This window comes from Scytonema sp. PRP1 (assembly GCF_036697665.2).
Classification (GTDB): Bacteria; Cyanobacteriota; Cyanobacteriia; order Cyanobacteriales; family Nostocaceae; genus Kalymmatonema; species Kalymmatonema gypsitolerans.
Genome location: NZ_JBAHYJ020000096.1, coordinates 1 through 24,701, shown reverse-complemented (window position 1 = coordinate 24,701; position 24,701 = coordinate 1). Strand labels below are relative to the sequence as shown.

The 24,701-nt window shown below is 43.9% G+C and carries 21 protein-coding genes and 1 pseudogene; 7 read left to right on the top strand and 15 right to left on the bottom strand.

The features are described 5' to 3' along the window. The first annotated feature begins 147 nt into the window (after positions 1-147). Positions 148-1,017, top strand: a complete 870-nt coding sequence (locus V5G28_RS25085) for a tetratricopeptide repeat protein (RefSeq protein WP_332995616.1) — start codon at positions 148-150, stop codon at positions 1,015-1,017. A gap of 234 nt (positions 1,018-1,251) precedes the next feature. Here V5G28_RS25085 and crtD read toward each other — a convergent pair whose 3' ends face one another. Further along, a complete protein-coding gene (crtD, locus tag V5G28_RS25080; protein WP_332995614.1) occupies positions 1,252-2,769 on the bottom strand; it encodes a C-3',4' desaturase CrtD in 1,518 nt (505 codons plus the stop codon). A 290-nt stretch (positions 2,770-3,059) separates the two neighbouring features. Here crtD and V5G28_RS25075 point away from each other — a divergent pair, with 290 nt between their 5' ends. The 3 genes from V5G28_RS25075 to V5G28_RS25065 all read left to right on the top strand — a co-directional run bounded on the left by V5G28_RS25075 (position 3,060) and on the right by V5G28_RS25065 (position 5,933). Beyond that, positions 3,060-4,343 (top strand): M16 family metallopeptidase, encoded by a 1,284-nt coding sequence (locus V5G28_RS25075; RefSeq protein ID WP_332995612.1) that lies wholly within the window; start codon positions 3,060-3,062, stop codon positions 4,341-4,343. Between the two features lie 177 nt (positions 4,344-4,520). Continuing rightward, on the top strand, positions 4,521-5,393 hold the full coding sequence (locus tag V5G28_RS25070) for a fructosamine kinase family protein (protein WP_332995916.1): 873 nt from the start codon (positions 4,521-4,523) through the stop codon (positions 5,391-5,393). Between the two features lie 192 nt (positions 5,394-5,585). Continuing rightward, entirely contained in the window at positions 5,586-5,933 is a 348-nt protein-coding gene (locus tag V5G28_RS25065; RefSeq protein ID WP_332995610.1) for a Dethiobiotin synthetase, read from the top strand. Between the two features lie 167 nt (positions 5,934-6,100). Here V5G28_RS25065 and hypB read toward each other — a convergent pair whose 3' ends face one another. From hypB to V5G28_RS25005, 12 genes are all read right to left on the bottom strand, one after another. Then, the gene (gene hypB / locus V5G28_RS25060) at positions 6,101-6,955 is read right to left on the bottom strand and encodes a hydrogenase nickel incorporation protein HypB (RefSeq protein WP_332995608.1); all 855 of its coding nucleotides are present in this window, start codon (positions 6,953-6,955) and stop codon (positions 6,101-6,103) included. After that, positions 6,946-7,287 (bottom strand): hydrogenase maturation nickel metallochaperone HypA, encoded by a 342-nt coding sequence (gene hypA / locus V5G28_RS25055; protein ID WP_332995606.1) that lies wholly within the window; start codon positions 7,285-7,287, stop codon positions 6,946-6,948. Before hypA ends, hypB begins: the two co-directional genes overlap by 10 nt. A gap of 200 nt (positions 7,288-7,487) precedes the next feature. Then, on the bottom strand, positions 7,488-8,588 hold the full coding sequence (gene hypE, locus V5G28_RS25050; RefSeq protein ID WP_332995604.1) for a hydrogenase expression/formation protein HypE: 1,101 nt from the start codon (positions 8,586-8,588) through the stop codon (positions 7,488-7,490). A 220-nt stretch (positions 8,589-8,808) separates the two neighbouring features. Then, on the bottom strand, positions 8,809-9,150 hold the full coding sequence (locus V5G28_RS25045; protein ID WP_332995602.1) for a hypothetical protein: 342 nt from the start codon (positions 9,148-9,150) through the stop codon (positions 8,809-8,811). 143 nt (positions 9,151-9,293) lie between these two features. Further along, complete coding sequence (locus V5G28_RS25040; protein WP_332995600.1) at positions 9,294-10,508, bottom strand: FAD binding domain-containing protein; 1,215 nt, start codon at positions 10,506-10,508, stop codon at positions 9,294-9,296. A 130-nt stretch (positions 10,509-10,638) separates the two neighbouring features. Then, positions 10,639-11,769, bottom strand: coding sequence for a hydrogenase formation protein HypD (hypD, locus tag V5G28_RS25035; RefSeq protein ID WP_332995598.1), 1,131 nt, complete (start codon positions 11,767-11,769; stop codon positions 10,639-10,641). Between the two features lie 121 nt (positions 11,770-11,890). Beyond that, entirely contained in the window at positions 11,891-12,148 is a 258-nt protein-coding gene (locus V5G28_RS25030) for a HypC/HybG/HupF family hydrogenase formation chaperone (protein WP_332995595.1), read from the bottom strand. 138 nt (positions 12,149-12,286) lie between these two features. Further along, entirely contained in the window at positions 12,287-14,797 is a 2,511-nt protein-coding gene (gene hypF, locus V5G28_RS25025) for a carbamoyltransferase HypF (RefSeq protein WP_332995593.1), read from the bottom strand. Between the two features lie 178 nt (positions 14,798-14,975). Next, a complete protein-coding gene (locus V5G28_RS25020) occupies positions 14,976-16,163 on the bottom strand; it encodes a hypothetical protein (protein ID WP_332995591.1) in 1,188 nt (395 codons plus the stop codon). A gap of 183 nt (positions 16,164-16,346) precedes the next feature. After that, positions 16,347-16,571: a hypothetical protein gene (locus V5G28_RS25015; RefSeq protein WP_332995590.1), complete on the bottom strand. Its 225-nt coding sequence runs from the start codon at positions 16,569-16,571 to the stop codon at positions 16,347-16,349. Positions 16,572-16,579: 8 nt separating this feature from the next. Then, positions 16,580-16,846: a hypothetical protein gene (locus tag V5G28_RS25010; RefSeq protein WP_073633728.1), complete on the bottom strand. Its 267-nt coding sequence runs from the start codon at positions 16,844-16,846 to the stop codon at positions 16,580-16,582. Between the two features lie 78 nt (positions 16,847-16,924). Continuing rightward, on the bottom strand, positions 16,925-17,896 hold the full coding sequence (locus tag V5G28_RS25005) for a hypothetical protein (protein WP_332995587.1): 972 nt from the start codon (positions 17,894-17,896) through the stop codon (positions 16,925-16,927). A gap of 799 nt (positions 17,897-18,695) precedes the next feature. Here V5G28_RS25005 and V5G28_RS25000 point away from each other — a divergent pair. From V5G28_RS25000 to V5G28_RS24990, 3 genes are all read left to right on the top strand, one after another. After that, positions 18,696-19,658, top strand: a complete 963-nt coding sequence (locus tag V5G28_RS25000) for a hydrogenase small subunit (protein WP_332995585.1) — start codon at positions 18,696-18,698, stop codon at positions 19,656-19,658. A 9-nt stretch (positions 19,659-19,667) separates the two neighbouring features. Continuing rightward, positions 19,668-20,000 (top strand): hypothetical protein, encoded by a 333-nt coding sequence (locus V5G28_RS24995; protein ID WP_336231331.1) that lies wholly within the window; start codon positions 19,668-19,670, stop codon positions 19,998-20,000. Between the two features lie 265 nt (positions 20,001-20,265). Then, positions 20,266-21,861 (top strand): nickel-dependent hydrogenase large subunit, encoded by a 1,596-nt coding sequence (locus tag V5G28_RS24990; protein WP_073636563.1) that lies wholly within the window; start codon positions 20,266-20,268, stop codon positions 21,859-21,861. 447 nt (positions 21,862-22,308) lie between these two features. Here the strand turns inward: V5G28_RS24990 and V5G28_RS24985 are convergent, their stop codons facing one another. Beyond that, on the bottom strand, positions 22,309-22,806 hold the full coding sequence (locus V5G28_RS24985) for an SH3 domain-containing protein (protein WP_332995583.1): 498 nt from the start codon (positions 22,804-22,806) through the stop codon (positions 22,309-22,311). 297 nt (positions 22,807-23,103) lie between these two features. Further along, positions 23,104-24,701, bottom strand: a pseudogene (locus V5G28_RS24980) (S-layer family protein); the annotation flags it as partial.

The following is a 24,701-nucleotide window of genomic DNA, read 5'->3' as shown; positions in this document are numbered from 1 at the left end:
TATAGCATATGGGAAAACATTGCACTCTCAGGAATACTAGCCAATCTGTTTGCCTTCTTACCCGAATATTTAAATAACTCTAGGACTTTCCCATAATATAAATAGTGCGCTTGTCTGTAACAGTAATAACTTTTTGGGGAATCAAGAATGAGTCCAGCAGCACCAACTGAGGCAGATAGTCCATCGCTCGTCACACAAGACTATAGAGACTTGTATCGACAGGGCAAACGGCTTGAAAAGCAAGGACGTTACGAAGAAGCGATCGCCTATTACAACAAAGCTATAGAGATTCGCCCTGATGAATACTGGCTGTGGTATGACCGAGGTAGCGTCCTGCGGGAATTGGGTTACTATGAGCAAGCGATCGCAAGCTTTGACCGAGCATTGGCACTTCGCCCTAATGATTACTGGGCGTGGTATAATCGCGGCAATATTTTCCTAGAAGAACTAGAGCAATTTGAGGAAGCGATCGCCAATTTTGACAAAGCCTTGGCAATTCGTCGCGATGATTATTGGGCTTGGTTTCGTCGCGGAGATGCTTTGAGACATTTGGAACGCTATGAAGAAGCAATTTCTGACTATGATGAAGCTTTATCAATTCGTCGTAATGATTACTGGGCGTGGTTTCGTCGCGGAGACGCCTTGAGACATTTGGGTCGCTATAAAGAAGCGCTCAAAAGTTACGACGAAGCCCAATATATCCGTTCGGATGAATTTTGGACTTACTACAAAATAGGAGATACTTTGAGATATTTAGAGCGCTATGATGAGGCGCTTGCAAGCTATCAAAGAGCAATTGAACTGAACCCAGACGATGAGTATGCTTGGTATAATAGCGCTTGTTGTGCAGCCCGATTAGGAAAAGAATCGCTAGCGATTGAAAGCCTTGAGACAGCGCTGAAAATTAACCCGAATTTTCACATATTTGTCAAGACTGACCCCGATTTGGACGTTATTATCCAAGATAATAGGCATCTTGAAGATTTGCTGTCCAGGATGTCTGAGTGGAACGCCTAGTGGTCTGTGTCATTAGTTTTAACACGTTGTTAAATTGCAGAAATTCCGTAGAGACGTTGCATGCAACGTCTCTACAAACCCTCATAATTAATGACATGAACCACTAGATTCAGACAAAGGAAGTCTGTTGGGTTTACCATATGAAAACCCAACAAGCTAAGCTAAGCTTACAGTTCTTTACCCCCGCTTTTTCCTTGTTATTCTGCATTCTGTGTTCTGCGTTCTGCGTTCTTCTTAATATTTTTGAGCTTCAATCTGCTTGACTGCTGTCAGCGCTGAGTAACTGACACCAGCAGTCCCTTCGCCTGGATGGGTAGAGTCACCAACAAGCCACAGGTTGCTGATGGGTGTACGATTGGCAAAACCAAAAGGACCGAAAGTGGATATCCTTTGACCAATACCACCAACAATACCGCGATCGCGTGCTGTGTACCTTGCAAAAGTGCGGGGAGTAGCTGCTTCTAGATGAACAATGGTTTCTGGTTTCAGGTAAAAGAACTTTGCCAGGTGCGAGATAGCTTCTTGTGTATACTGTTGCTTTAACCCCTCATAATCCTCAGTCAGCCACCACTGTTGTGCATCTACAAACGAAGAAGCAATAATTGTTGCTTTTCCATCTGGAGCGCGCCCATCTCCTGGATGACTCACAGAAACAAACAGAGAATTATTCTCGCCAATCGGACCATTGGCATCATACATAAATTGAAGATGAGGTGGACATCCAGAAGGAATAGCGCTTTCGTCTACGCCCAAATACACAACAAAAGCACCTGATGCGGGTGGTAGTTTTTCTACTCGTCGCTGATAACCATTGGGAACGTTATTCCCCAACAACTGCACCAAATTCTGCGCAGTAACATTGGCAACTACGTGGTCAGCACCTTCTGTCCAGACTTCGTCAGTTTTCTGATTGCGAATGACTACAGTGTTCGCTTTGCCATTTTCTACCTTGATATGTTCCACCGTGTGCCGCATGAGCAACTTGCCACCATTTTTTTCTAGGGCTTCTAGTAGGCGATCGCTCAGGACTTGCATACTACCTTGAAGATGATACAACCCCTGCGGCAGTTGCGACACACTCAACGCTGTTGCCGCATAAAGCAAAGCTGTTTCTTCTGCATCTACCTGAGAGTAGAGCTTGAGTTGCAAATCTAAAAAACTTTTTAAGCGGTGGTCGTTTGCCAACTTGTAGGCGCGCAATGCATCCCCAACTGTAAACAATGTGTAGGGTACAGTTTTGAATGTACTAGGACGCACTGCTTTGGTAAGCTGTAATAAATCCCACAGGTTACGTGGCGGTAGCACTGGGTCGCGTCCTTGAAATTCCCAACTGGCTTTAAACAAAGCTGCCATCAACTGCCAAAGTGGTTCACTACCAGGAAACTGCTTTTGTCGTTCCTCTTTCCATTTCTGTTGATCTCGCCAAACGTTGATTGGTGTGTCTTCACCAGGCAAATACACTGCACAAGCGGGGTCACAAGGCGTTGCTTCTGGTAGGTCGATTTCCAATTCTGTGAAAATACGGTGGTGAATTCCCCCTGGTTCCAACCCTGCTACCTGGGTGGCTCCTACATCAAAGGTAAACCCTTTGCGTTTAAAGGTAGAAGCGCACCCTCCTGGTACGAGGGCTTGATCCAGAACTAAGACACTGTAACCTCTACGGGCTAATAATGCCCCAGCGGTGAGTCCGCCAATTCCAGCACCGATAACTATGACGCGGGATTTGCTTTTGCCAACACGATAATTTGGCATTGATGTTTATGACATATTTCTTAATATTTATAATTATAATTTTATATTAAGTCATAAAAGTCGTAGATTTTGCTCAGACTCCTCGACTGATTAAAAAGTCACGAAGTTGGTTGCCAATTGCTTCTAAGGAAAAGCATAGCTGACCAAGTTCGCAGACATTGGGGCAATTTGTCTGTTTTTGTGGTGTGAGACCTTTTTTCAGCAAACTCCTAGCTATGTACTGAGAAGTTCGGTACGAAATTCAGTGGTAGGTAAGATTAAAGAAGTATAGGCTCACCCCACAAGTACAAATGACCTCAACCCTGCTGAACTTTCCTCGTCTTAATGCCCCAAAGCTGCACCAGTTGCCTAATGGTTTGACCATAGTGGCAGAGCAGATGCCTGTTGAAGCAGTTAACCTAAGCTTGTGGGTTAACGTTGGTTCAGCCGCCGAGTCAGATACCATTAACGGTATGGCTCACTTTTTAGAGCACATGATTTTCAAGGGAACTGAGCGACTAGCAAGCGGCGAGTTTGAACGTCAAATTGAAGAGCGGGGTGCTGTGACGAATGCTGCTACAAGTCAAGACTATACCCATTACTACATTACGACAGCTCCCAAGGATTTTGCAGACCTTGCTCCCCTGCAAATTGATGTTGTGCTCAATGCCAGCATACCTGACCCAGCTTTTGAACGCGAACGATTGGTAGTTTTGGAAGAAATTCGACGTTCGGAAGATAATCCCCGCCGCCGCACTTTTGGACGGGCGATGGAGACAGCTTTTGATAAGCTACCTTATCGGCGTTCCGTTTTGGGACCAGAAGCTGTCATTTCTCAATTGCAACCTCAGCAGATGCGAGATTTTCATGCAACTTGGTATCAACCCCGCGAAATCACTGCTGTGGCTGTAGGCAATTTACCCGTGGAAGAGTTGATTGAAATTGTTGCGGATGGATTTGAAAAAGTCGCTAAAAATCAGCATTCAACACTCAGCACTCAGCAGTTACAGGCTAATCCTGAACCTGCGTTTACAGAAATTGTCCGTAGAGAATTTATTGACGAAAGCCTCCAGCAAGCAAGACTCGTGATGGTTTGGCGAGTACCTGGGTTAAACCAATTAGATAATACTTATGCACTGGATATTTTAGCGGGAATTCTAGGACATGGACTGACATCAAGGCTGGTAAGGGATTTGCGGGAAGAACGAGGGCTGGTTTCCGGTATTTCTGTCAGTAATATGACGCAACAGTTGCAGGGGACTTTTTACATTGCAGCTTATTGTGCGGTGGAGAACTTACCAGCTGTAGAGGCTGGGATTGTCCAACATATCCGCAATCTGCAAACAAAGATGGTGACAGAAGCGGAAATTGCTCGCGTGCGGACAAAAGTGGCTAACAGATTTATTTTTGGCAATGAAACACCAAGCGATCGCGCTAATTTATACGGCTACTACCAATCAATGGTGGGAGATTTGGAACCAGCATTTAACTATCCAGCCCGCATTCAAGCACATGATGCAACTGACTTGATGCAAGCGGCACAAGAATTTCTTTCCCCAGATGCTTACGGTGTCGTTGTCCTCAAACCATCTTAAACTAGGGAAGATGAGGAAATTATAGCGGTAAGAACCTGGAGTAAGGTACACAAAGAAATAATGAACCACAGATGGACACTCATGGGACACAGATAAATCTGTACTTCATTCAGATGAAAAGCGCTATATCTCCCTCATCTCCCTCATCTCCCTCATCCCCCTATTCCTATTGCCATGATGTGGACTGAAATTGATGCCCATATTAGCCAAGTGAGGAGCGAAAAATTTCAATCGTCGCAACGGCGTTCAGTTGGTGGCGGATGTATCAATCAAGGTTATAGTATCTCTGATGGTCAGCACACCTACTTTGTTAAGTTCAACCAAGCGTCGCAAGTTGCTATGTTTGAGGCTGAGGCGCTGGGCTTACAGCAAATGTACCAATCTGCTACCATCCGGGTTCCTAAACCCATTTGTTGGGGTACTGCTGGTAGTTCCGCGTATGTAGTTTTGGAATGGCTGGAAATAGGTTCAGGTAATACCAAATCTTGGGAAGAAATGGGGCGCAAATTAGCAGCGATGCACAGATGTAACCCCGTTGTCAAGGCTCAGGGGAGTTTTGGCTGGGACATCAACAATACTATCGGTTCCACGCCTCAAATCAATACTTGGACAGCAGATTGGGCAGAGTTTTATGCCAAACATCGGCTGGGGTATCAATTCCAGTTAGCAAGGCGCAAGGGTGGTCATTTTCCTCAAGAAAAAGAGTTAATAGAAGCGATACCTGAACTTTTGGCGCACAAACTGCAGCCGTCTTTAGTACATGGTGATTTGTGGGGAGGGAATGCTGGATGTACTGTTTCAGGAGAACCAGTGATTTTTGATCCAGCTACTTATTTTGGCGATCGCGAAGTTGATATCGCTATGACGGAACTTTTTGGTGGTTTCTCAGCAGCCTTTTATCGAGGTTACAACGAAGTTTGGCAGTTAGATGAAGGGTATGAGCAGAGAAAAACTCTATACAACCTGTATCACATCTTGAATCATTTCAATTTATTCGGTGGCGGTTATCTGTCGCAAGCGAACCGGATGATTGCCCAGATTTTGGGATGATTTCGTGGAAAAATGCAGACATACAAACTAGAGACGCCAAATTTTGCGTTTCTACATTTTTTTTGGCTTATCCGCTAAAATGCAATACCGTTGAGTTAAGGATTTTTTGTGAAAATTTTACACGTGTAGTGACGTTGCATACAACGTCTCTAGAGAATAGGTAGGCAACGGTGTGATGGATGCCCCTCAAACATGAATTACGAAACTGCTTATAAATTCTTGATTGACCAAACAGTCATAAACGAGGACAACCCAGATGCCTTGTTAATACGTCTACAACAGGGAAAACCACCAGTACCTGGTCAGATAACATCGATTTTGTTGGCATTGAAAGTAGTATTTGAAGGTCTAAAAGATGCTACTGTTGTAGACAAAGAATTAGCTTACGTTTTATACCAGTTAAGTATCAAAAGTCAACAGCTTTTTGCAGCTGGGCGGAGAGTAGGAGTTGAATGGCCACCACTGTTAAAGGAAGATTTATTAAGAATAGCGATCGCAACTGAAAGTATCTTTTCTGGTAAATGGCAAAACTTACATTAACGATTTCGCAGTTTCACTTCCACCTTATCTAGGTTAGGGATTTCCAACAAATAAATTATCCATCTTGTGGGGTGGGCATCTTGCCCGCCTGAATAATGCAAGTTAAATGTGGAACAGCTTAACATAATGGATAATTTACTTTTTGGTACTCTCTAATTACTGTAATATTAGCTATATAGCACTTTCTGTAACAGCCACTCATACCAATTTTCTAATCCACTTCCAGTCAGTGCAGAAACCTGAAATACTTGAATGTGGGGATTGACTTGCTGAGCGTATTCTATGCAACGCTGAACGTCAAATTGTACGTGAGGCAGCAAATCTATTTTCGTGAGAATCATCACTTGACTGGCGCGGAAGATATGGGGGTATTTTATCGGCTTATCTTCTCCTTCTGTAACCGAGAGAATCACGACTTTAAAAAGTTCTCCTAAATCAAATAAAGCCGGACAAACAAGATTGCCAACATTCTCAATCATCACCACTGAATTTAAAGGTGGATTCAGTTGTTGTAACCCTCGTTCCACCATCGCTGCATCTAGATGACAACCTGTTCCTGTGTTGATTTGAACAACTTGACAACCTGTTTCTTGAATTTTTTTGGCATCGTTTGTGGTTTCTTGATCGCCTTCAATAACGTTAATAGGTAACTGATGCTTTAAATCATTGATGGTTCGAGTTAACAGAGTCGTTTTTCCTGCACCAGGAGAACTCATAAGATTTAATGCGATGATATTTCGACCTTTGAACCATCCTCGATTTTGAGCGGCTAGTAAGTTGTTTTTTGCTAAAATATCATGTTCTAAAGATATAGTTGTGCTATGTATATTGGCATGAATTTGAGATGCTTCAGTGATAGGGTCGTGACTATGGGAATGAGTTATGACAGTGCCATCTGGTAAAGTGTGAGTATGATGATGGTGCTGAGTATCACTTGAAGAATTGATTGTTGCTACTTCACCTGTCTCAGGATTGGTAATTTTGACTTCGGCATCATCAGAACAACCACAGGTTACACACATAGTTCCTCTATTTCTATTTCCTTAATTTTCAGTTCTTGCCCAGATATTAAGTCCAAATGCACACTACCACATTGACAGCTTCCAAAAGGCTTTTCTAAAGGAATTTCTGCACTGCATTGGCGACATTTAGCCAATCCTGGAGTTTCCAATATTTCTAACTTTGCCCCTTCTAAAACAGTACCTTGAGTACAAATATCAAAACAAAATTGCACTGCATCTGGCATAATGGCTGAAAGCTTACCAATTTCTAACAATATTCTTTTTACTTTTGTTTCATTGGCATATTCAGCCACAATTGCCACAATATTTTGAGTAATTCCTAATTCGTGCATTGATTTTCAATAGTCAAAGGATATTTTTGCAATGTAACGTACCACAATAAAGCTTTTACAAAAATAAAATTTAGGAAAATCAAACCACACATGTAGGCGTAAGCCGTGCCGTAGGCTACACCGATAAATTATCTGTGTCCATCTGTGTCCATCTGTGGTTCAAAATATCCATTGCTCATAACTTTTGCAAAAAATCGTAATTAACAAATTCTTGGTAACTGATCGCCAACAAGCATATCAACAATACGTTCAGTTCCAAAAACAGTTTTTAACAAGACAACACCAGGAGGAGAGGAAATAACTTCACCGATGATACAAGCATCTTTTCCGGCTGGGTGAGATTTCATCGCTGATAAAACAGTGTCAGCATTTTCGCGTCCTACTACCACCACAAACTTACCTTCATTTGCCAAATACAATGGGTCTAAACCTAAAATTTCGCAAACACCATTGACTTCTTCACGCACTGGTATAGACTGTTCATCTAAACGAATTCCCACACCAGAACTGAGAGCAAATTCATTTAATACTGTAGCTAAACCACCGCGTGTGGCATCCCGCATAGCATGAATATCAGGACAGACATTAAGGATAGTTTCAACTAAACCATTCAACGGCTGACAGTCACTTTCAATATCACTGTCTAATGCTAATTCCCCACGGGCAATTAAAATTGCTGTGCCATGATTGCCCAATTCACCATTAATAATGACTGCATCTCCTGGCTGAATGTTGTGGGCAGAAACGTTAACTCCTGTTGGAATGACACCAATACCAGAAGTATTAATAAATAATTTATCTGCTGCACCGCGATGGACAACTTTCGTGTCACCTGTGACAATTTGTACACCAGCTTTTTTTGCGGCTGTTCGCATACTTTCGGCAACACGCCGCAAAGTTTCTACAGCCAGCCCTTCTTCTAAAATGACACTACAGCTAAGATATAACGGTTTGGCACCACTCATTGCTAAATCATTAACTGTACCATTGATGGCTAATTCTCCAATATCACCACCAGGAAAAAATAAAGGGTCTACAACGTAAGAATCAGTGGTAAAAGCAAGCCTGTCTCCCTGTTGCATGAGACTCGCCAAATCAAAGCTGGCTTGGTCTTCTAATTGAGAGAGAGTAGGATTATCAAAATTCTTGACAAAGATATCATCAATTAAATCGCGTGTTGCTTTGCCACCGCTACCATGCGCGAGGGTGATATGAGTATCTCGCATTTTACTTGGATGACGGCGAAGTTTTTCAACTTTTTGAAAGAGGAAATGCTGTGCTGAGTTAGAGAAGGAATTCATCCTAAATTCTGTTTAAATAAAATTTTTTTGTGCGACAGGTATCCTCATATCATGTCCGTTTAGATAAGCCTGCGGAAGTCCGTAGTGAGGACTAAAGTCCTCTTTACTGATAAAGCAAGGACTCTTGTCCTTACTACAAATAAGTTTTGTTATGGGCTAAGCGAACATGATATCAGCCATCTGGTTTGAGGCAGGCTTTCCGGCCTACCCCACAAACTTTCTACACCCTAGACCCTACTCTAGCTTGAACCAAAAGAAACCCCATACCGTAATCTTTGATTCGGTGTTGGGATGGATTTTGGGGCGATGACGAAACCATCCCCGACCATTTCAAACCGTAGGTTTGACAGGGAGAGGGGTGGTTGAGAAATCGCCAATTTCTGCGTTTTTTGCTACAATATTGATGGTTTGCTTCACCCACATTGGTGTCTGATAAGCCTCTGTCTAGTGGCATTGTGACCATTGGTAAGCGACTCCGTTGCACAGCATGAAAGTAAGTCGGCACATCTTGACTAATACAAGTTGCCATTTGGTTTGCCCGATAGTGCGAATATGCCAGCATCTCATCCAGGGCAGTAAAACTTGTAGGGTACAAAATAAGAAATTCACAGTCTGCGGCAGGGCATTCCGTGGACTCAAAACAAAGCTCAGAGTCTCCTAAGCAATAGCCGGATTGTCTGAGAAGCCTACACTGTACTCGAAGAGTCAGTGTAGGAGTGTGTCACGCAAAACATAGTGACCCAATCCAGAACGATTTCCGAGAGTGACCCCTAAAACCTTGAGGTAATTCCCCATCGCTAACTGGATTGGTTCCCATTTTTCTAGCGCCGCCACCACATCACTGCCAGATTCCTGTAACTCTTGTGCAAGTTCGATCGCATTCGTGACAGCTTTAAAAGTACCAGCAGCCGTATGAGGTCGAACTACAAATGCAGCATCGCCGATTAAACACACCCGCCCGAAAACCATACGCGGCAATGATAAGTCGTAGATGGGTTGAATAAAGGGTTTTTCTGTCACCTCAAATAGATACTGAAAGATTTCTGGTAGATATCCCTTTGCCGCCACTCTCATCTGTTGGATGACTGACTCTCGGACTTCTCCTTGAGGCAAGAAAAACTTCCGCACTCGTCCTTCGCAGTCAGTCATCACTGTTTTCAACTCGTCACCATCTAGGACGTTTAAGTACCAAAGCCAGTTGATGCGACGTTTCCCTTCGTCTAATTCTCCATTTGGTCCAGGTACCAGATAGCATAGTGCCTGCATACCCGGTCCGTGAAACAAGGTAAATTGTTCGGCGAGAAATTTCGCAACGTCTGAGGAAAGAAGACTTTCGTCTATCAGTCCTCGCCATGCTACATACCCTGCATACTGCGGAACGGCATCCGGTAGCAGTTGTTGGCGTATGGTTGAATCAACACCGTCAGCCCCAATAAGGAGGTCACACTTTTCTTTCCGTCCGTCTTCAAAGCGGACTACTACACAGTCGCCACTCTGCTCAACACCAATAACCTTACTTCCTTGATGGTAGTGTTGATCTGGGAAAACTTTCCGCAGTTGACGATACAACATATCCCAAGAAGTCATCAATTGAGGCGTCGATTCTTCCCAAATAATGCTGCCATCTCCAACAATGTATTGTCTCTTCCACGAAGTCACACCCAGGGCTTCTGCTGTGGTGATACCATGTTCTGCCAGAAACCGATTGATTTCCATTTGTAGGACAAGACCAGCACCTCGACTTTGCACACCACTAGGCGTAAGATTTGCTTCATTGTAGGAACCACGCTCAAAAATTTCTACATCACAACCGATGCCGCGTAGGGCTAACCCTGCACATAGACCACCCATTGAACCTCCTGCAATTACGACGCGCAGGCGTTTTGAGCTGTGTTGTGTGATGCCGTGGTTGAGTTGCATGGAGATGGTTCTGTTGTTGTTTGTGTCACAGTGTTAAAGTCTACAGGATTGACTTTAATACTGAAAGTGACAAAATAATTCATAATTCGTAATTCGTAATTATGTTATGGTTTTCTCACCATGTCTACCACTATTTCTCAGACATCATTTTCTTAGCAACATGAGAATAGCGACCATACTTGTAGTAAGCGGAACAAGCACCTTCAGAAGAAACCATGCAAGTTCCAATCGGTGTTTCTGGAGTGCAAGCTGTACCAAAGACTTTGCATTGCCAAGGCTTCAAAACTCCTTTTAGGATTTCTCCACATTGACAAGCTTTATGATCAGCAACTTTTAGATTAGGAATGGTAAATTTTACTTCTGCATCAAATTCCGCATATTCAGCACGCATTTTAAATGCAGAATTGGGAATCTCATCTAACCCGCGCCACTCAAAACTTTCTCGCACTTTAAAAACTTGATTCATGGCGGCGATCGCCACCGAATTTCCCGCTTCCTCTACCAAGCGATTATATTGATTTTCTACTTCACAACGATTTTCAACGATTTGTTGCAATAGCATCCAAACTGATTGGATAATATCTAAAGGTTCAAAACCAGAAATCACAATAGGTTTTTGATACTGTTGGGAAATAAACTGATAAGGTTCAGTACCAATCACCATGCTCACATGACCAGGACCAATAAATCCATCGAGTTGCAAATCCGGGTTATCTAACAGTGCTTCTAGGGCGGGAATCACAAGAACGTGATTGCAAAACATACTGAAGTTATGAATTTTTTCAGATTCTGCTTGTAGGATAGTCAAAGCAGTACTAGGGGCAGTTGTTTCAAAGCCTAAGGCGAAAAAGACAACTTCTTTGTCGGTGTTATCTTTAGCAATTTGCAGGCTATCTAAAGGAGAGTAGACCATGCGAATATCTGCACCTTGTGCTTTGGCTTGCAACAAGCTTGTTGTGGAACCGGGAACGCGCATTGCATCTCCAAAGGTAGTGAAGATGACGTTAGGATTTTGGGAGATAGAGATAGCATCATCTAACCTTCCCTTTGGCATTACACAAACAGGACAACCAGGACCATGAATTAATTCAATTGCTTGCGGTAAAACATCTTCAATACCATATTTAAAAATAGAATGAGTATGACCGCCGCATACCTCCATGATTTTGATAGGCTTTTCTAGCTGTTGGCACAATTCTCCAATGGCACGAAGTAAAGCATCAGCTTTTCTCGGTTCTCTGAATTCATCAACGTATTTCATATCAAGTTTTTATGAAAATTTTTGATTGACTTGTAATCAGCGCTGACGATAGCAATCCTAAATCATTTGTAAAACTCTCTGTTGCTCTTTTCTTTGCGTTCTTGGCGTCTTGGCGGTTCGTTTAAAGATCCACTGCTACGACTTCTGCTAATTCTTCCAAAATTTGCAAAGTTTCCATCGCTTCTTTTTCGTTAATTCTATTCATAGCAAAGCCCACATGAATTAACGCCCAATCGCCAACGCAAGATTCAACCGGATGCTGTTCATCAACAATGCAAGCAATATTAACTTGACGCTTGACACCACCAACGTTGACAACAGCTAATTTTTGTTTAACGTCGGTTATTTCTATGATTTGACCGGGAATTCCTAAACACATTTTGTATTTTCTGTTTTTTAATAAACCGCTAAGACGCAGAGGACGCAGAGGAAGGAAAAAAGAGAGAGTATTGCGTAAAGCATTTAGTGTTGCTATATTGTAATTTTTATAAAATTAACAATAAACTAACAAAAAGTATTAATTCATTAATTGGGCGCCTGCAATAACAGCTTGTCCTAGGGATAAACCACCATCATTAGCTGGAACTAAGCTGTGAGTAAGGACATTGATTTCCAAAGCTTGTAAGCGTTTGCTAACTTGTTCTAACAGAATACAATTTTGAAAAACTCCTCCTGTTAGCACAACGTGATGAATGTCATTTTTCTGACGGAGATTATCAACCATTTCTACAATGGCATGAGCTAAGCTTGTATGAAATTTAGCAGCAATCATTGCTTGAGGAGTATGCTGCTGTAAATCATTTAGCAAGGCTTGCCACATGGAACGTGAATCTATATGATAAATACTATCTGAAACAACAAAGTTAAAATAATAATTTAAATTTTCTTTATTATCTAAAATAGTGGTATCAGCTAAAGCTTCCATTTCAATTGCTGCTTGTCCTTCATAGCTACATTCTTCTCGGCAGATACCAATTGCCGCAGCGACAGCATCAAATAAACGTCCTACTGATGAAGATAGAGGAGAGTTAATTCGTTTTTCGACAAGCTGATTCAAAAGTTTCAGTGGCTTTTGTTCAAGAAATTCTAAAATCTCTAAATCTCCGTATTTTTGTTTTAATTCGTCCCAAGGAAAGGCAGATATTAACTGGGCGTAAGTGTTACGCCAAGGTTCTTTCATTGCTTGTTTTCCACCAATCATTGCCACTGGCTTAAATGTCGCCAGTCTCTGAAACTGGCGATAATCTGCTAACAAAAATTCTCCGCCCCACAGTGTTCCATCTTCGCCATAACCCAATCCATCTAATGCAATACCTAAAACAGGTGGTGAGTTAATTTGTAAACCATTTTCTGCCATGCAAGCAGCAATATGGCCGTGATGATGTTGGATGTGGAGTAGGGGCACGGCAGTGCCGTGCCCGTACTGATTGGAAACTGCGAGTTCTTTACCAAATTTGGTAGATAGATATTCGGGGTGTAAATCAACAGCAATGGCTTCTGGTTGATGCTCAAATATATTTAAGTACAGATTGAGCGTGTCCTGATAGGATTGAAAAGTGACTGCATTTTCTAAATCTCCCTGATGTTGAGATAAAATTGCTTTCCCATCTCGCAATAAACAAAAAGTATTCTTTAGCTGGCTGCCCATTGCTAAAATTTGAGGAACGCTTTCAAAACCTGGTGGTAAATTGATAGACGCTGGTGCGTATCCTCTAGCGCGACGGATGGTTAGCACTTTATCCTCAACAACCCGCACTACCGAATCATCTACTCGGTTAACAATATCGCGATTATGTAGGAGAAAATAATCGGCCATCTTTCCTAACTTCTCACGCGCTTCGACATTATCAATACATTGCGGTTCATCAGAAAGATTGCCACTTGTGAGAACAATCGGGCGATTCATCCGCCTCAAAATGAGGTGGTGTAAGGGTGTGTTAGGTAGCATAAAACCCAAGGTGTTTTGCCCCGGCGCAACTGAGGGCGCAATTGATGGTTTTCCGTGTTTTCGGAACCCCACCCCCAGCCCCTCCCCGCAAGCGGGGAGGGGTGCGGTAGGCGGGATGGGGTCTTCGTTTTGTAGGTTATTAGACAAACTGAATATGACTTCTTGTCTGCCTATTCTTCCACTTCCCCTTTCGTCGTCGTCTCCCCCTTTTGCCTGAATTAACACGATAGGCGCAGCGGGACTTTCCAGTAATTCTCTTTCTTTGGCGTTGGGAATGCAGTACTGTTCAATAACTGCCATGTCTTTTGCCATTAAAGCAAAAGGCTTTTGATGGCGCTGTTTACGCTGGCGCAGTTTTTGCACAGCAGTTTCCTGGGTGGCGTCGCAAGCTAAATGAAATCCACCTAGCCCTTTTATGGCAACAATCTCGCCTTTTTGTAACAGGGTACAAACGGCATCAACATCGTCAAGCATAGAAAACATATGAGGTGTAATTGGTTTACTATCGGAACGTTCTAACCAAGCTTTAGGACCGCAAACCTGACACGCTACGGGTTGGGCATGAAACCGACGGTTTGCGACATCGTTATATTCCTGACGACACTCTGCACACATGCCAAAAGCAGCCATACTTGTGTTGCGGCGATCGTAAGGCATGGCGCGAATGATGCTTAGTCGGGGACCGCAATGAGTACAGTTCGTGAAGGGATAACGATACCACCGGCTGAAAGGGTCAAAGATTTCCGCTTTACATTTTCCACAAGTGGCAGCATCGGGAGGAATTTCTGTTGTCACCACGCTGCTGACACTTTGAGAAATGACAAAATCATGGAAAATTGATTTGCCTTCATAACGCTTGCGCGTTACTTCATCAATTCTCGCCAGTGGCGGACATTCTTTCTGTAATTTTTGAACAAATTCTTCTATAGATTCTTTACGACCAGATGCCCGAATTAAGACACCTTGGCCGTCATTACAAACTTCGCCTTGCAATCCGTATGCTTTTGCAAGTCTATATACAGTGGGACGGAATCCCACTCCTTGAACGGTACCGCGAACCCTGATTTCTTCAGTAGACATAAGATTTTAATGAATCACGTAGATGCGAAAGTGTAGCGGTTTTTAATTGAAACGATGACAATTTAATTTTCTTGTGGGATGGGCGTCCCGCCCGTCCTTAATTCAGGGCAGACAAGATGTCCACCTTACAAGAATTGTATGAAATGCAAATGCAAACCCCTAGAAACAATCGAAGTGTTTAAGTTATTTTCCAAAGTAAAATTCGGTTATTTCCAGAGTCAGCTATGACCGCAGTATTTCCACATACTTTGATTCCGTACGACCAATTTAAACTATCTCTTTTTGGTAGCCCAAAATCGCGATTTTCGCTTTTACTTTGAAAGTTTCTTTGTCCAACTAGCGCATGACTTTCAGCACCTTGTAAAGACAGAATTGTTTGTGGCTTTTTCCACCCTAAAACCCTTGAATTAGCAGTATCGGTAACGAACAGCCACTCACCAGCAGCAGCTACGCCATAGGGCATACTCAAACTATTGGCGCTGGGGAAATAAACTCCTTGATTGATTTCCACAGAATCAAAAGTTTTTTGTCCTAAAACCACTGCACAAGAAGCATTGCTTTCTGTTGGTATGCCCTGCCAAATCATCACGCGGTTATTCCCCGCATCCGTGACAACTAAATTTTCTCCCCAAACCGTAATGTCATGGCACCAACGCATACTGGATGCTGAGGGAGTACCGCCGCCATTTTCATCGCGGGAGATCATATCTGGTTGTCCCAAAACTAAATCGGCAGGTTGACCATTTTCTTCTGGTAATTGATGCCAAATTAATACTCGGCGATTTCCTGTATCAGCAACAAATAGCTTTCCTTGATGATAGAAAACTCCATAACACCAGTTCAAAGTGTTGGCTGCTGCTTTTTGGGTTCCTCGGTTGGGTTCATTCTCCGTAAAATGAGTTTGACCTAATACTAAATCGGCTGGAACATTATTGTCTTCTGGCAGTTTTTTCCAAATCAAAACGCGATGATTCCAAGCGTCTGCGACTGCTAAACCTTGACCACAAGCACAAATTCCAGTTGGTACACTCAGTGTTGCCCTTCCAGGGTTGCCTTTAGCATTTTGTCCTTCATGATTAAAGTCAGGTTGTCCAATCACCCAATCAGCAGGTTGACTATCTTGAGTCGGTAAATTCTGCCATCCTAATAAACGATGATGTCCTGTATCTGATACCCACAATGGTCCATTTTCTGATATCAAGCAGGCACCGCGAGGACCAAACATTTCTCTGCTGCTAGGTGCAACAGGCATGACTAATTGACCTTCAAGAGTCTTTCCTAAAATGACTTCTGCACCTTGAGGAAAAAGAGGTAAAAGTTGGGGAACTTTTGCCGCTTCTGTTTCATCTATTGGTGTAAGAGTCATTTCAGTTCCTGTGTCCATCGGTAGATTTGGGATTATGCGGCTTTTTTACCCTCAAATAAATTTGGGCAAAAATCTCAAATGAGTGGAAAATAATGGAAATCTCTTTGATAGTTAATCGTCTGTAATCTGTCAAAACAGGTTTTAGCTTTCAGTTTGAAGTTTTTCAAGACTAAAGCTAAAAAATTACTTCAACTTGATATCTTTATGTAGAAATGGCATAAGTATACCAGTCAAAAAGCTTGAGATGACAACTGGTATCCAAAGGCTAACTCTAGTTTGTGCAAGTAAGAACAACAGTAGCGCACTTACACCAATACCAATTGCAGTTTGCCTAACAAATTGCATGGGATCGCGCAGTAGCTTTCCCCGAAAAAATAACCTAGCGCTAAACCATCCTATCTCTAACATGATTCCTCCTAAAAGTTTCTCAAGGCATTCAGCACTATGAGTCCTAAGATAATTCCAGGAATGACGCCCGCCGGACCAAAAAATCCGCCTAGCAGTGCCGCTAACTGATAGCCTAAATCTTTCCCAGCTAAAATCATCCCGCCAATAGCACCGCCAACTATAGATAAAGCTGTTGCTACTAAAAACCACACAAATCCTGTCATGAGATTCAAATCGCCAGCCATTAAGCTTGTGAGAAAATCTCTCAAAGTCTGATTTGTCAGAATATCTGTCATTCTCATCTCCTGAATGGAAATTGTTAGTTGTTGGTTGTACAGGCGCACTCTCATGAAAGCGTCTCTACACAAGAAGCACTAACTATTGTCTATTTCTGTCTCAAGTTCTTGCAGCATCTGTACGACAACTTCCGCTTGTTCTATTTGTCCATTTTGAGTGAAAATTTCCCAAGCTTCTTGATAATAGGTACGCGCTTGCCGCAGATTTTTCAGATTCCCGGCTTCTGGTTTTTCCGGGTTATCTGGTAAGTTGAATAAGGCGTTGGCTTTATTAGAAATGGTATTGGCGTATTCCAAGGGTGTGTCTTTAGGATCACGCACTTTTAACGCCTCGTCATAAGCAGCGATCGCCCGCAAAATATTCTCCAAAGGATGCGAACTCGGTAAATATTGCAAAGCGTTACCCAAGTTATTTTGCAACATCGCATATTCCCTTGGATGGTTTATTAACCGAATATGCTTCAGTGCCTCCTCAAATGTCTGCACTGCTAACCCTTGACGCAACGATTCTTTTTCTGATGTCAGGGGCATGGAAAGGTAAGCAATTGCAATATTATTGTGTAAAATTGCATATTCCTGCGGGTACTTCTGCCAGGTAAACACCTGCAAAGCTTTCTGATAAGCTTGGATGCTATCGGTCATCCGCGCTAAATTGAATGGTACAAGCGATTGCAACACTAACCCTAAATTCATTTGGGCTTCCGCCACTTCCTCTTGCGGGGCAAACTCCAGCAAAATAGGTAGCGCTTCTTCTAATCGTTGTTTCGCTTCTAACAACAGTTGTTCCCCAACATCAGGAATTGCCTTTAGGGCAGTTGCCATACCTGCCTTTGCCCTAGCTTTCCACAGCAGATTATCCTCAGCGCACAATTCATGCGCTTGATGACACAATGAAACTGCATTCCACAAATCTTGGGCAGTTTTTGGCTTTTTTTGAAAGCCCTGCGCCATTTCAATCAGCATCTCAATTTTTTCTTGTGTCGTTGCTGAAGACGAAGCAATGACAGCCATTGCCGCCTTCACTGCTGAATCTGTCATGCTGGGAGTCATTACTATCTTCCTAAAGCAGGTTGGAGAAAATCAAATATGCAGGCAAAAATAGATTGCTTGTAAGGGGAGAACACACAATGCAGAACATCGGAGAAATTCTTAATTCATAGTCGATAGATGACTTTTGCAAAATGTCTATTGAGTCTTTCAAGCCTGCATACCCTAAAGACGCTACGAACACGGCGTCTTTAGGCTGTACCAACCAAGCTTGTTTACGCAGATGATCACTCAACTCCGGTTAATCGCCTCTTTGCAAAATTAGGCGCTTGAGTTCCCTTTGGGTGAGAGGCTTATGGATCAAAGGGGGTACAGCGGTTTTAAACGCTTAGTCTTTTTGCTAGAAGTCTAATGAATACTCCTTGAATTTATTAAGTCTATTTTCTTTTAATATAAAACATTTGATGACAAATAAATAGAATGTTTATGTGAACTTTTATCTAAGAGAATTTCATAAAAATATAATTTTATCTTTCTTGTCTTTAAACAGTATATTTTTCAAGCAAGCCTTGATTTTATGTCATAGCTAATCGAAAAAGAATATAGAGATGTCACTTATCTTTTGATGAACGTCGTACTGTTAATATACTAACTCTGGTTAATCGATGAAAATGTTAATGGCTAACTGTTTCGGGAATTTTAGAATATATTCCAATTCAAACAAGATAAATTTTTATGTAAGAAATAAACAATTGAATCAAAAAATACATGATATTAGAAATAAAGGGAAAAAAACAGTTGAGACGCTATAAACAACGTCACCTGAATCATGCAGGGTAAACAATACAAATCAAGATAGCTGATGACGAACTTACTATGGCTGCAAGGTGGTGCATGTTCAGGCAACACCATGTCATTTCTTAACGCTGAAGAACCCACCGTTTGTGATTTGGTCACTGACTTTGGCATTAACGTCCTTTGGCATCCATCGCTCGGATTGGAACTAGGTGCAAATTTGCAGACGATGCTGTGGGAATGTCTTATGGGCAAAATACCCTTGGATATCCTGGTATTTGAAGGCAGCGTGATCAACGCGCCCAATGGCACTGGAGAATGGAACCGTTTTGCCGCTCGCCCGATGAAAGACTGGTTAAACGACTTATCCCAAGTTGCCAACTATGTCGTCGCGGTGGGAGACTGTGCCACCTGGGGAGGAATTCCCGCAATGGCACCCAACCCTAGCGAATCCGAGGGATTGCAATTTCTCAAACGCAAAGAAGGGGGCTTTTTAGGGAAAGAATTCCGGTCAAAATCCGGATTACCCGTGATCAACATTCCTGGATGTCCTTCGCACCCCGACTGGATTAGCCAAATATTAGTGGCGATCGCCACCGGTCGAATAGGCGACATTGTTCTTGATGAACTGCATCGTCCACAAACCTTCTTCAACACCTATACCCAAACAGGTTGCACCCGTAACATCCACTTTGCCTACAAAGCATCAACCACCGAATTTGGTCAGCGTAAAGGATGCTTGTTCTACGACTTAGGTTGTCGTGGACCAATGACCCGTTCTTCCTGTAACCGCATTTTGTGGAACCGCGTCTCCTCCAAAACCCGCGCTGGAATGCCTTGTTTAGGTTGCACCGAACCCGAATTCCCCTTCTACGACCTCAAACCAGGAACCGTATTTAAAACACAAACCGTGATGGGGGTTCCCAAAGACTTGCCCGCAGGAGTTAACAAAAAAGATTATGCCCTAGCCTCCATCGTGGCAAAAGACACAATGCCCGAGTGGGCAGAAGACGACTTTTTCACAGTTTAGTTAGTGGTTATGGCGGTTTCCATTTTAGTGCAGTACGATTTTGACCCCACCCCTTACCCCTCCTCCGCAGTCGCCTCAACGGGGGAACCCCCCTTCGGGTATGCCTTCGGCACGCTACGCGAACGCCAGTCCCCTACGGCGGGAAACCCGCCTGCAGGGCTGTCTCACCGCACGGCGCTGCTCTCCGCAAGCGAGGAGGGGAAAATACTTCCCCCTCTCTGCTTAGCGGAGAGGAGGTTGGGGGTGAGGTTCCCGCTGTATGAGAACCAAGTAACAACCACTATAAATTTCACCTTAGTTAGTGGTTATGGCGGTTTCCATTTTGGTGCAGTACGATTTTGACCCCACCCCTTACCCCTCCCCCTTCGGGTATGCCTTCTCCTGACGGAGACGCTACGCGAACGGCACGCCAAGGGCGAACGCCAGTCGCCTACGGCGGGTTTCCCGCCTGCAGCGCGCTTACTCACCGCAAGCGAGGAGGGGGGGAAAATTCTCCCTCTCTGCTTAGCGGAGAGGGGGTTAGGGGGTGAGGTTCCGGCTGTATGAGAACCAAGTAACAACCACTATAAATTTCACCAAAGGACGAATGATACAGGACAAAGGACAAATGGGAATCCAAACATTAGACATATCGCCCCTAGGCAGAGTCGAGGGCGATTTAGATGTGCGAGTGGAAATAGAAGATGGGCAAGTCGTAAACGCTTGGACACATGCCGAACTCTTCCGAGGATTTGAAGTTATCCTGCGCGGTAAAGACCCCCAAGCAGGATTAATTGTCACACCTCGTGTCTGCGGTATTTGCGGTGCTTCCCATCTCACCAGTGCAGCTTGGGCATTAGATACCGCTTGGGGAACAGAAGTTCCGCGCAATGCGATTTTGGCAAGAAACTTAGGTCAAATTGTCGAGTCAATTCAAAGCATACCCCGCTACTTTTACGGTTTATATGCGATTGATTTGACCAATAAAAAGTATAGGTACAGCCCTTTTTACCAAGAAGCATGCAGACGCTTTGCTGCCTTTACTGGTAAATCCTACGAACTTGGCATCACAATTTCTGCCAAACCAGTAGAAATTTACGCCTTATTTGGCGGTCAATGGCCCCATTCTAGCTACATGGTTCCTGGTGGCGTGATGTGTTCCCCCACCTTAACAGACGTGACTCGCGCTTGGTCGATTCTGGAATACTTCCGCACTAATTGGTTAGAACCCGTGTGGTTGGGTTGTTCTTTAGAACGCTACGAAGAAATCAAAACTTATGAAGACTTTATGGTGTGGTTGGACGAAAACCCAAGCCATGCCAATTCTGATTTAGGTTTTTATTGGCGCATGGGTTTAGATATTGGTTTGGATAAATATGGTGCTGGTGTAGGTAAATATGTCAGTTGGGGATATTTACCTCATGAAGCAAAATACCAAAAGCCGACAATTGAAGGGCGCAATTCTGCCTTGATTATGAAGAGTGGAGTGTATGACAGTTTCACCGACACTCACAGTTTGATGGATCAGGCTTTTGTCCGGGAAAATACAACTCACTCCTGGTATGAGGAACTGACAGAGGACATTCACCCGTACGATCGCACGACCAAACCAGCCCAGAACAATGCCAAAGACTTCACAGGGCGATACTCTTGGTCAACAGCAGTGCGTCACAAAGAACTCGGACGCTTGGAAGCAGGACCACTCGCACGTCAGTTAGTGGCGGGTGGTAAACATGGAGAATCTTGGCAACACTTCGACGGGTTTATCCTGGATGCCTTCAGACAAATGGGTGGGGCAAGTATCCATCTGCGGCAGTTAGCACGAGTTCACGAAATTGTCAAGTTATATCGCCAAGCCGAACGCTGCTTGCGCGAATTCCACCTGAATGACCCTTGGTATATCAAACCCAAAGAAAAAGATGGACGCGGTTGGGGTGCAACCGAAGCATCGCGGGGTTCCCTGTGTCACTGGTTGGAGATTGAAGGTGGTAAGATTAAAAATTACCAAATTATGGCTCCCAGTACCTGGAATATTGGACCGCGTGACGCTGAAGGAATACGTGGACCTATTGAGGAAGCTTTAGTTGGGACACCCATTTACGACTCAACTGATCCAGTAGAAGTGGGTCATGTAGCGCGATCGTTTGATTCTTGTTTGGTTTGCACCGTTCACGCCCATGATGCAAAGACCGGTGAGGAATTGGCGCGTTTTCGTACTGCGTAGGGTGCGTTAGCATGAGCTTAGGGATTTCCAACAAATAAATTATCCAATCTTATGTGGGGTGGGCATCTGGTCATTGGTGTCAACAATCACGTTCAAGCCTTTATCCCACGTTGATTTACCCCACCCCTTAATCCCCTCCCCAAGGCATCGGGGAGGGGAGGTTTTGGCGTAAGACAAAACCGGGGTGGGGTGAAGCGGCAATTGTGGGTGAGTAGAATAAGGCATAATGTAACGCTCTTGACTTGGTTTTCAGCTTAAGTTGACACCAATGGCATCTGGTTCCCCCCAGTTTATAGGACGGGCTAGAAGCCCATCCCACAAAAAAAAGTTGGATGTTTTTTAATTTGGAAGTCCCTTAACGGACTACCTCATCAAATTTGCCTCAACGGACAGGTACAGCGTAAGGTGCGAAGCGCAAGAGTACCCCACCACCGAATCACATTTGCGTCAACGCACAGATAAAATCTTCAGATACTCAGTAGCAACCCAACCCTCAGAAACAACCCATTGGTTGGATTTAACCTTAATCCAACGAAACCCGTCATTATCTTTGCCTTCGCCGTATACGGTGACTCTTGACCCATTGGGAATCTTACCAAGTTCACGAGCACTCGTGTCGGGTTGTTCCCGAACATTCAAACCACTTGTAGCATTGATAACGATGACTTCTGCAACACCACCAGAACCACCAGACGTTTCAGGCTGGATACTTACATGGTTTTTAAAGACATACCAAGTGTCGTACTGAGGACATCCAGCATTTCCGACTTTATCAAACAGAGTCACTCTGTAGTGGTCTGTATCTGCGTCTGCTCTTTCTCTAACTCTAAATGTCTTCCCATTGCTAATATTATACTTTTCACAAAGACCAAGCTGACTTGAGTCCTTGAGACTCTGTTTGAAATTCGTTCCACTTGAGTATGTGACTTTTAATATGTATGCCATTGACGTATCTCCTTGTTGGATTTTTCAACACCTATTAGATGGTAATGTATGTTGAAGAACACGCACACTGAGGTAGAAAGTTCTTGTCCTTTTTTTATGTCCTCATACTAAGTTGCATTCATGACTTATATCATGTTCGGCTAATTAGTTATGATTTCCACGTTGACTGCACCCCACCCCTTTATCCCCTCCCCGCTTGCGGTGAGACCAGTGCTGCAGGAGGGTTTCCCTCCGCAGGCAACTGGCGAACCCGAAGGGGGAGGGGACGTGAAGCGTAGCTTTACGGGGGTGGGGTCTTTACTTTTTGGCACACCCAGCAGGAGTAGACCCCAAACTATTGGTTTTGGATGCATGGGAAATGAGGGTAACATTCCCCTTGCCGTCGAATACCCAACCTGTAGCGGGGACAATTTCCACAACATCAGCTTTAGAGGGTGGTTTAGCTGCGCTTCCTTGTGAACGTTGCTGTTGTGATGTGATAGCTGGTAATCGAGTGTCTAACCAGACGACATCAGTGCTGAGGGGTTCGTAGGGGCTGGGAGGCAAACCACCGCGTCCGGTGATCGTAAATTTGCTTTTATCTGTGTCAGAATCTGTGCTAGCAATGGCATCACAGCTAGTGTCTGCTATTAGGTTTGATGTCTCTGTTAACACTGTGGGCAGTTCGACGAATCCTTTGCTTGGGTCAACATCCGGTGTATTGATAATGATCTGACCGCTTAAAGTTGGGTTGGTTAGGGAAAATGCTGTGATGTCGTTAGTTTGTAACTGTTGCGGGTTGAGTTCATTTGGGTTATCAGTTCCCAACTCGCCCACCAAGTCTTCTCGACTACGCTGAGTGAAGTTAAAAATGCCTAATGAGTTAATATCGATTTTCCCACCAGTGCCATTGAAAGCATTGGCTGTAATGTCGCTGTTTTCATTAGGGACACCAACAATAAAGCCATTGGGAGCGTTGATAGTGATGTTACCGCCATTACCACCAAGTTTGTCAGTACCCGCAGTGGCTGAGATGAAACTTCCACGGCGCAGCAGCAGTAAGTCTCCGACTCGCAGGTTGATATTGCCGCCGTTACCTGATGCTGATTCAGCATTGAACCTCGCTGAGTTGTCTAAACGAATTTGCGGTGCGGTAACTTCAATGTCTCCTGCTGCTCCTGAACTTCGAGAAAGAACAAACAAGCCACCTCTAGCTTCAGAACCTGTGATTGAACCGATTCCAGAAACACTGACCCAATCAGTAGCGTTAATTTGAATCTTTCCTGCATCCCCCTGTCCAAAGCTGCTGGCTTCCAGGAAAGCGCCATCAGTTAAGGAAACTGAGCCAGATGTGACATTAATGTTTCCCCCTTTACCAATCGCCCCACTTCCCAAATAGCTGAAAATACCACTATATCCTGTGTCCTTCCCAGCAATCGTCACTGCTCCTGTGACATTAACGTCGACATTCCCCGCTTGACCTTGTCCTGCACGCTGGGTGGAAGATGCTCCACGAACACTGGTTGACAGTTGAGCGCCATCCTTGAGCGACAGTGTTGCGGCATTGATGTTGACGTTGCCACCATTGCCCACTGCTCCATATTCCACATCACTGAAGATGTAACTGTTACCAGAAGCAGACACAGAATCCTTTGCTTGCACGAATACACTGCCTGCATCCCCTTTTCCTGAGGTGCTGGCAAAAAGTCGAGCACCATCAGTTAAGGAAACTGAGCCTGATGTGACATTAATATTTCCTCCTTTACCAATCGCCCCACTTCCCAAATAGCTGAAAATACCACTGGGTGCGTTGTTCACCCCAGCAATCGTCACTGCCCCTGTGACATTAACGTTGACATTCCCCGCCTGACCTTCTCCTGCTGGCAGGTTGGAAGATGCTTCACGAACTGCGGTTG

Bases quoted from the DNA above. Each gene is read 5' to 3' on its own strand.
- V5G28_RS25085 (WP_332995616.1), top strand. From the start codon at position 148: ATGAGTCCAGCAGCACCAACTGAGGCAGATAGTCCATCGCTCGTCACA.
- crtD (WP_332995614.1), bottom strand. From the start codon at position 2,769: ATGCCAAATTATCGTGTTGGCAAAAGCAAATCCCGCGTCATAGTTATC.
- V5G28_RS25075 (WP_332995612.1), top strand. From the start codon at position 3,060: ATGACCTCAACCCTGCTGAACTTTCCTCGTCTTAATGCCCCAAAGCTG.
- V5G28_RS25070 (WP_332995916.1), top strand. From the start codon at position 4,521: ATGTGGACTGAAATTGATGCCCATATTAGCCAAGTGAGGAGCGAAAAA.
- V5G28_RS25065 (WP_332995610.1), top strand. From the start codon at position 5,586: ATGAATTACGAAACTGCTTATAAATTCTTGATTGACCAAACAGTCATA.
- hypB (WP_332995608.1), bottom strand. From the start codon at position 6,955: ATGTGTGTAACCTGTGGTTGTTCTGATGATGCCGAAGTCAAAATTACC.
- hypA (WP_332995606.1), bottom strand. From the start codon at position 7,287: ATGCACGAATTAGGAATTACTCAAAATATTGTGGCAATTGTGGCTGAA.
- hypE (WP_332995604.1), bottom strand. From the start codon at position 8,588: ATGAATTCCTTCTCTAACTCAGCACAGCATTTCCTCTTTCAAAAAGTT.
- V5G28_RS25045 (WP_332995602.1), bottom strand. From the start codon at position 9,150: ATGCTGGCATATTCGCACTATCGGGCAAACCAAATGGCAACTTGTATT.
- V5G28_RS25040 (WP_332995600.1), bottom strand. From the start codon at position 10,508: ATGCAACTCAACCACGGCATCACACAACACAGCTCAAAACGCCTGCGC.
- hypD (WP_332995598.1), bottom strand. From the start codon at position 11,769: ATGAAATACGTTGATGAATTCAGAGAACCGAGAAAAGCTGATGCTTTA.
- V5G28_RS25030 (WP_332995595.1), bottom strand. From the start codon at position 12,148: ATGTGTTTAGGAATTCCCGGTCAAATCATAGAAATAACCGACGTTAAA.
- hypF (WP_332995593.1), bottom strand. From the start codon at position 14,797: ATGTCTACTGAAGAAATCAGGGTTCGCGGTACCGTTCAAGGAGTGGGA.
- V5G28_RS25020 (WP_332995591.1), bottom strand. From the start codon at position 16,163: ATGACTCTTACACCAATAGATGAAACAGAAGCGGCAAAAGTTCCCCAA.
- V5G28_RS25015 (WP_332995590.1), bottom strand. From the start codon at position 16,571: ATGTTAGAGATAGGATGGTTTAGCGCTAGGTTATTTTTTCGGGGAAAG.
- V5G28_RS25010 (WP_073633728.1), bottom strand. From the start codon at position 16,846: ATGACAGATATTCTGACAAATCAGACTTTGAGAGATTTTCTCACAAGC.
- V5G28_RS25005 (WP_332995587.1), bottom strand. From the start codon at position 17,896: ATGACTCCCAGCATGACAGATTCAGCAGTGAAGGCGGCAATGGCTGTC.
- V5G28_RS25000 (WP_332995585.1), top strand. From the start codon at position 18,696: ATGACGAACTTACTATGGCTGCAAGGTGGTGCATGTTCAGGCAACACC.
- V5G28_RS24995 (WP_336231331.1), top strand. From the start codon at position 19,668: ATGGCGGTTTCCATTTTAGTGCAGTACGATTTTGACCCCACCCCTTAC.
- V5G28_RS24990 (WP_073636563.1), top strand. From the start codon at position 20,266: ATGGGAATCCAAACATTAGACATATCGCCCCTAGGCAGAGTCGAGGGC.
- V5G28_RS24985 (WP_332995583.1), bottom strand. From the start codon at position 22,806: ATGGCATACATATTAAAAGTCACATACTCAAGTGGAACGAATTTCAAA.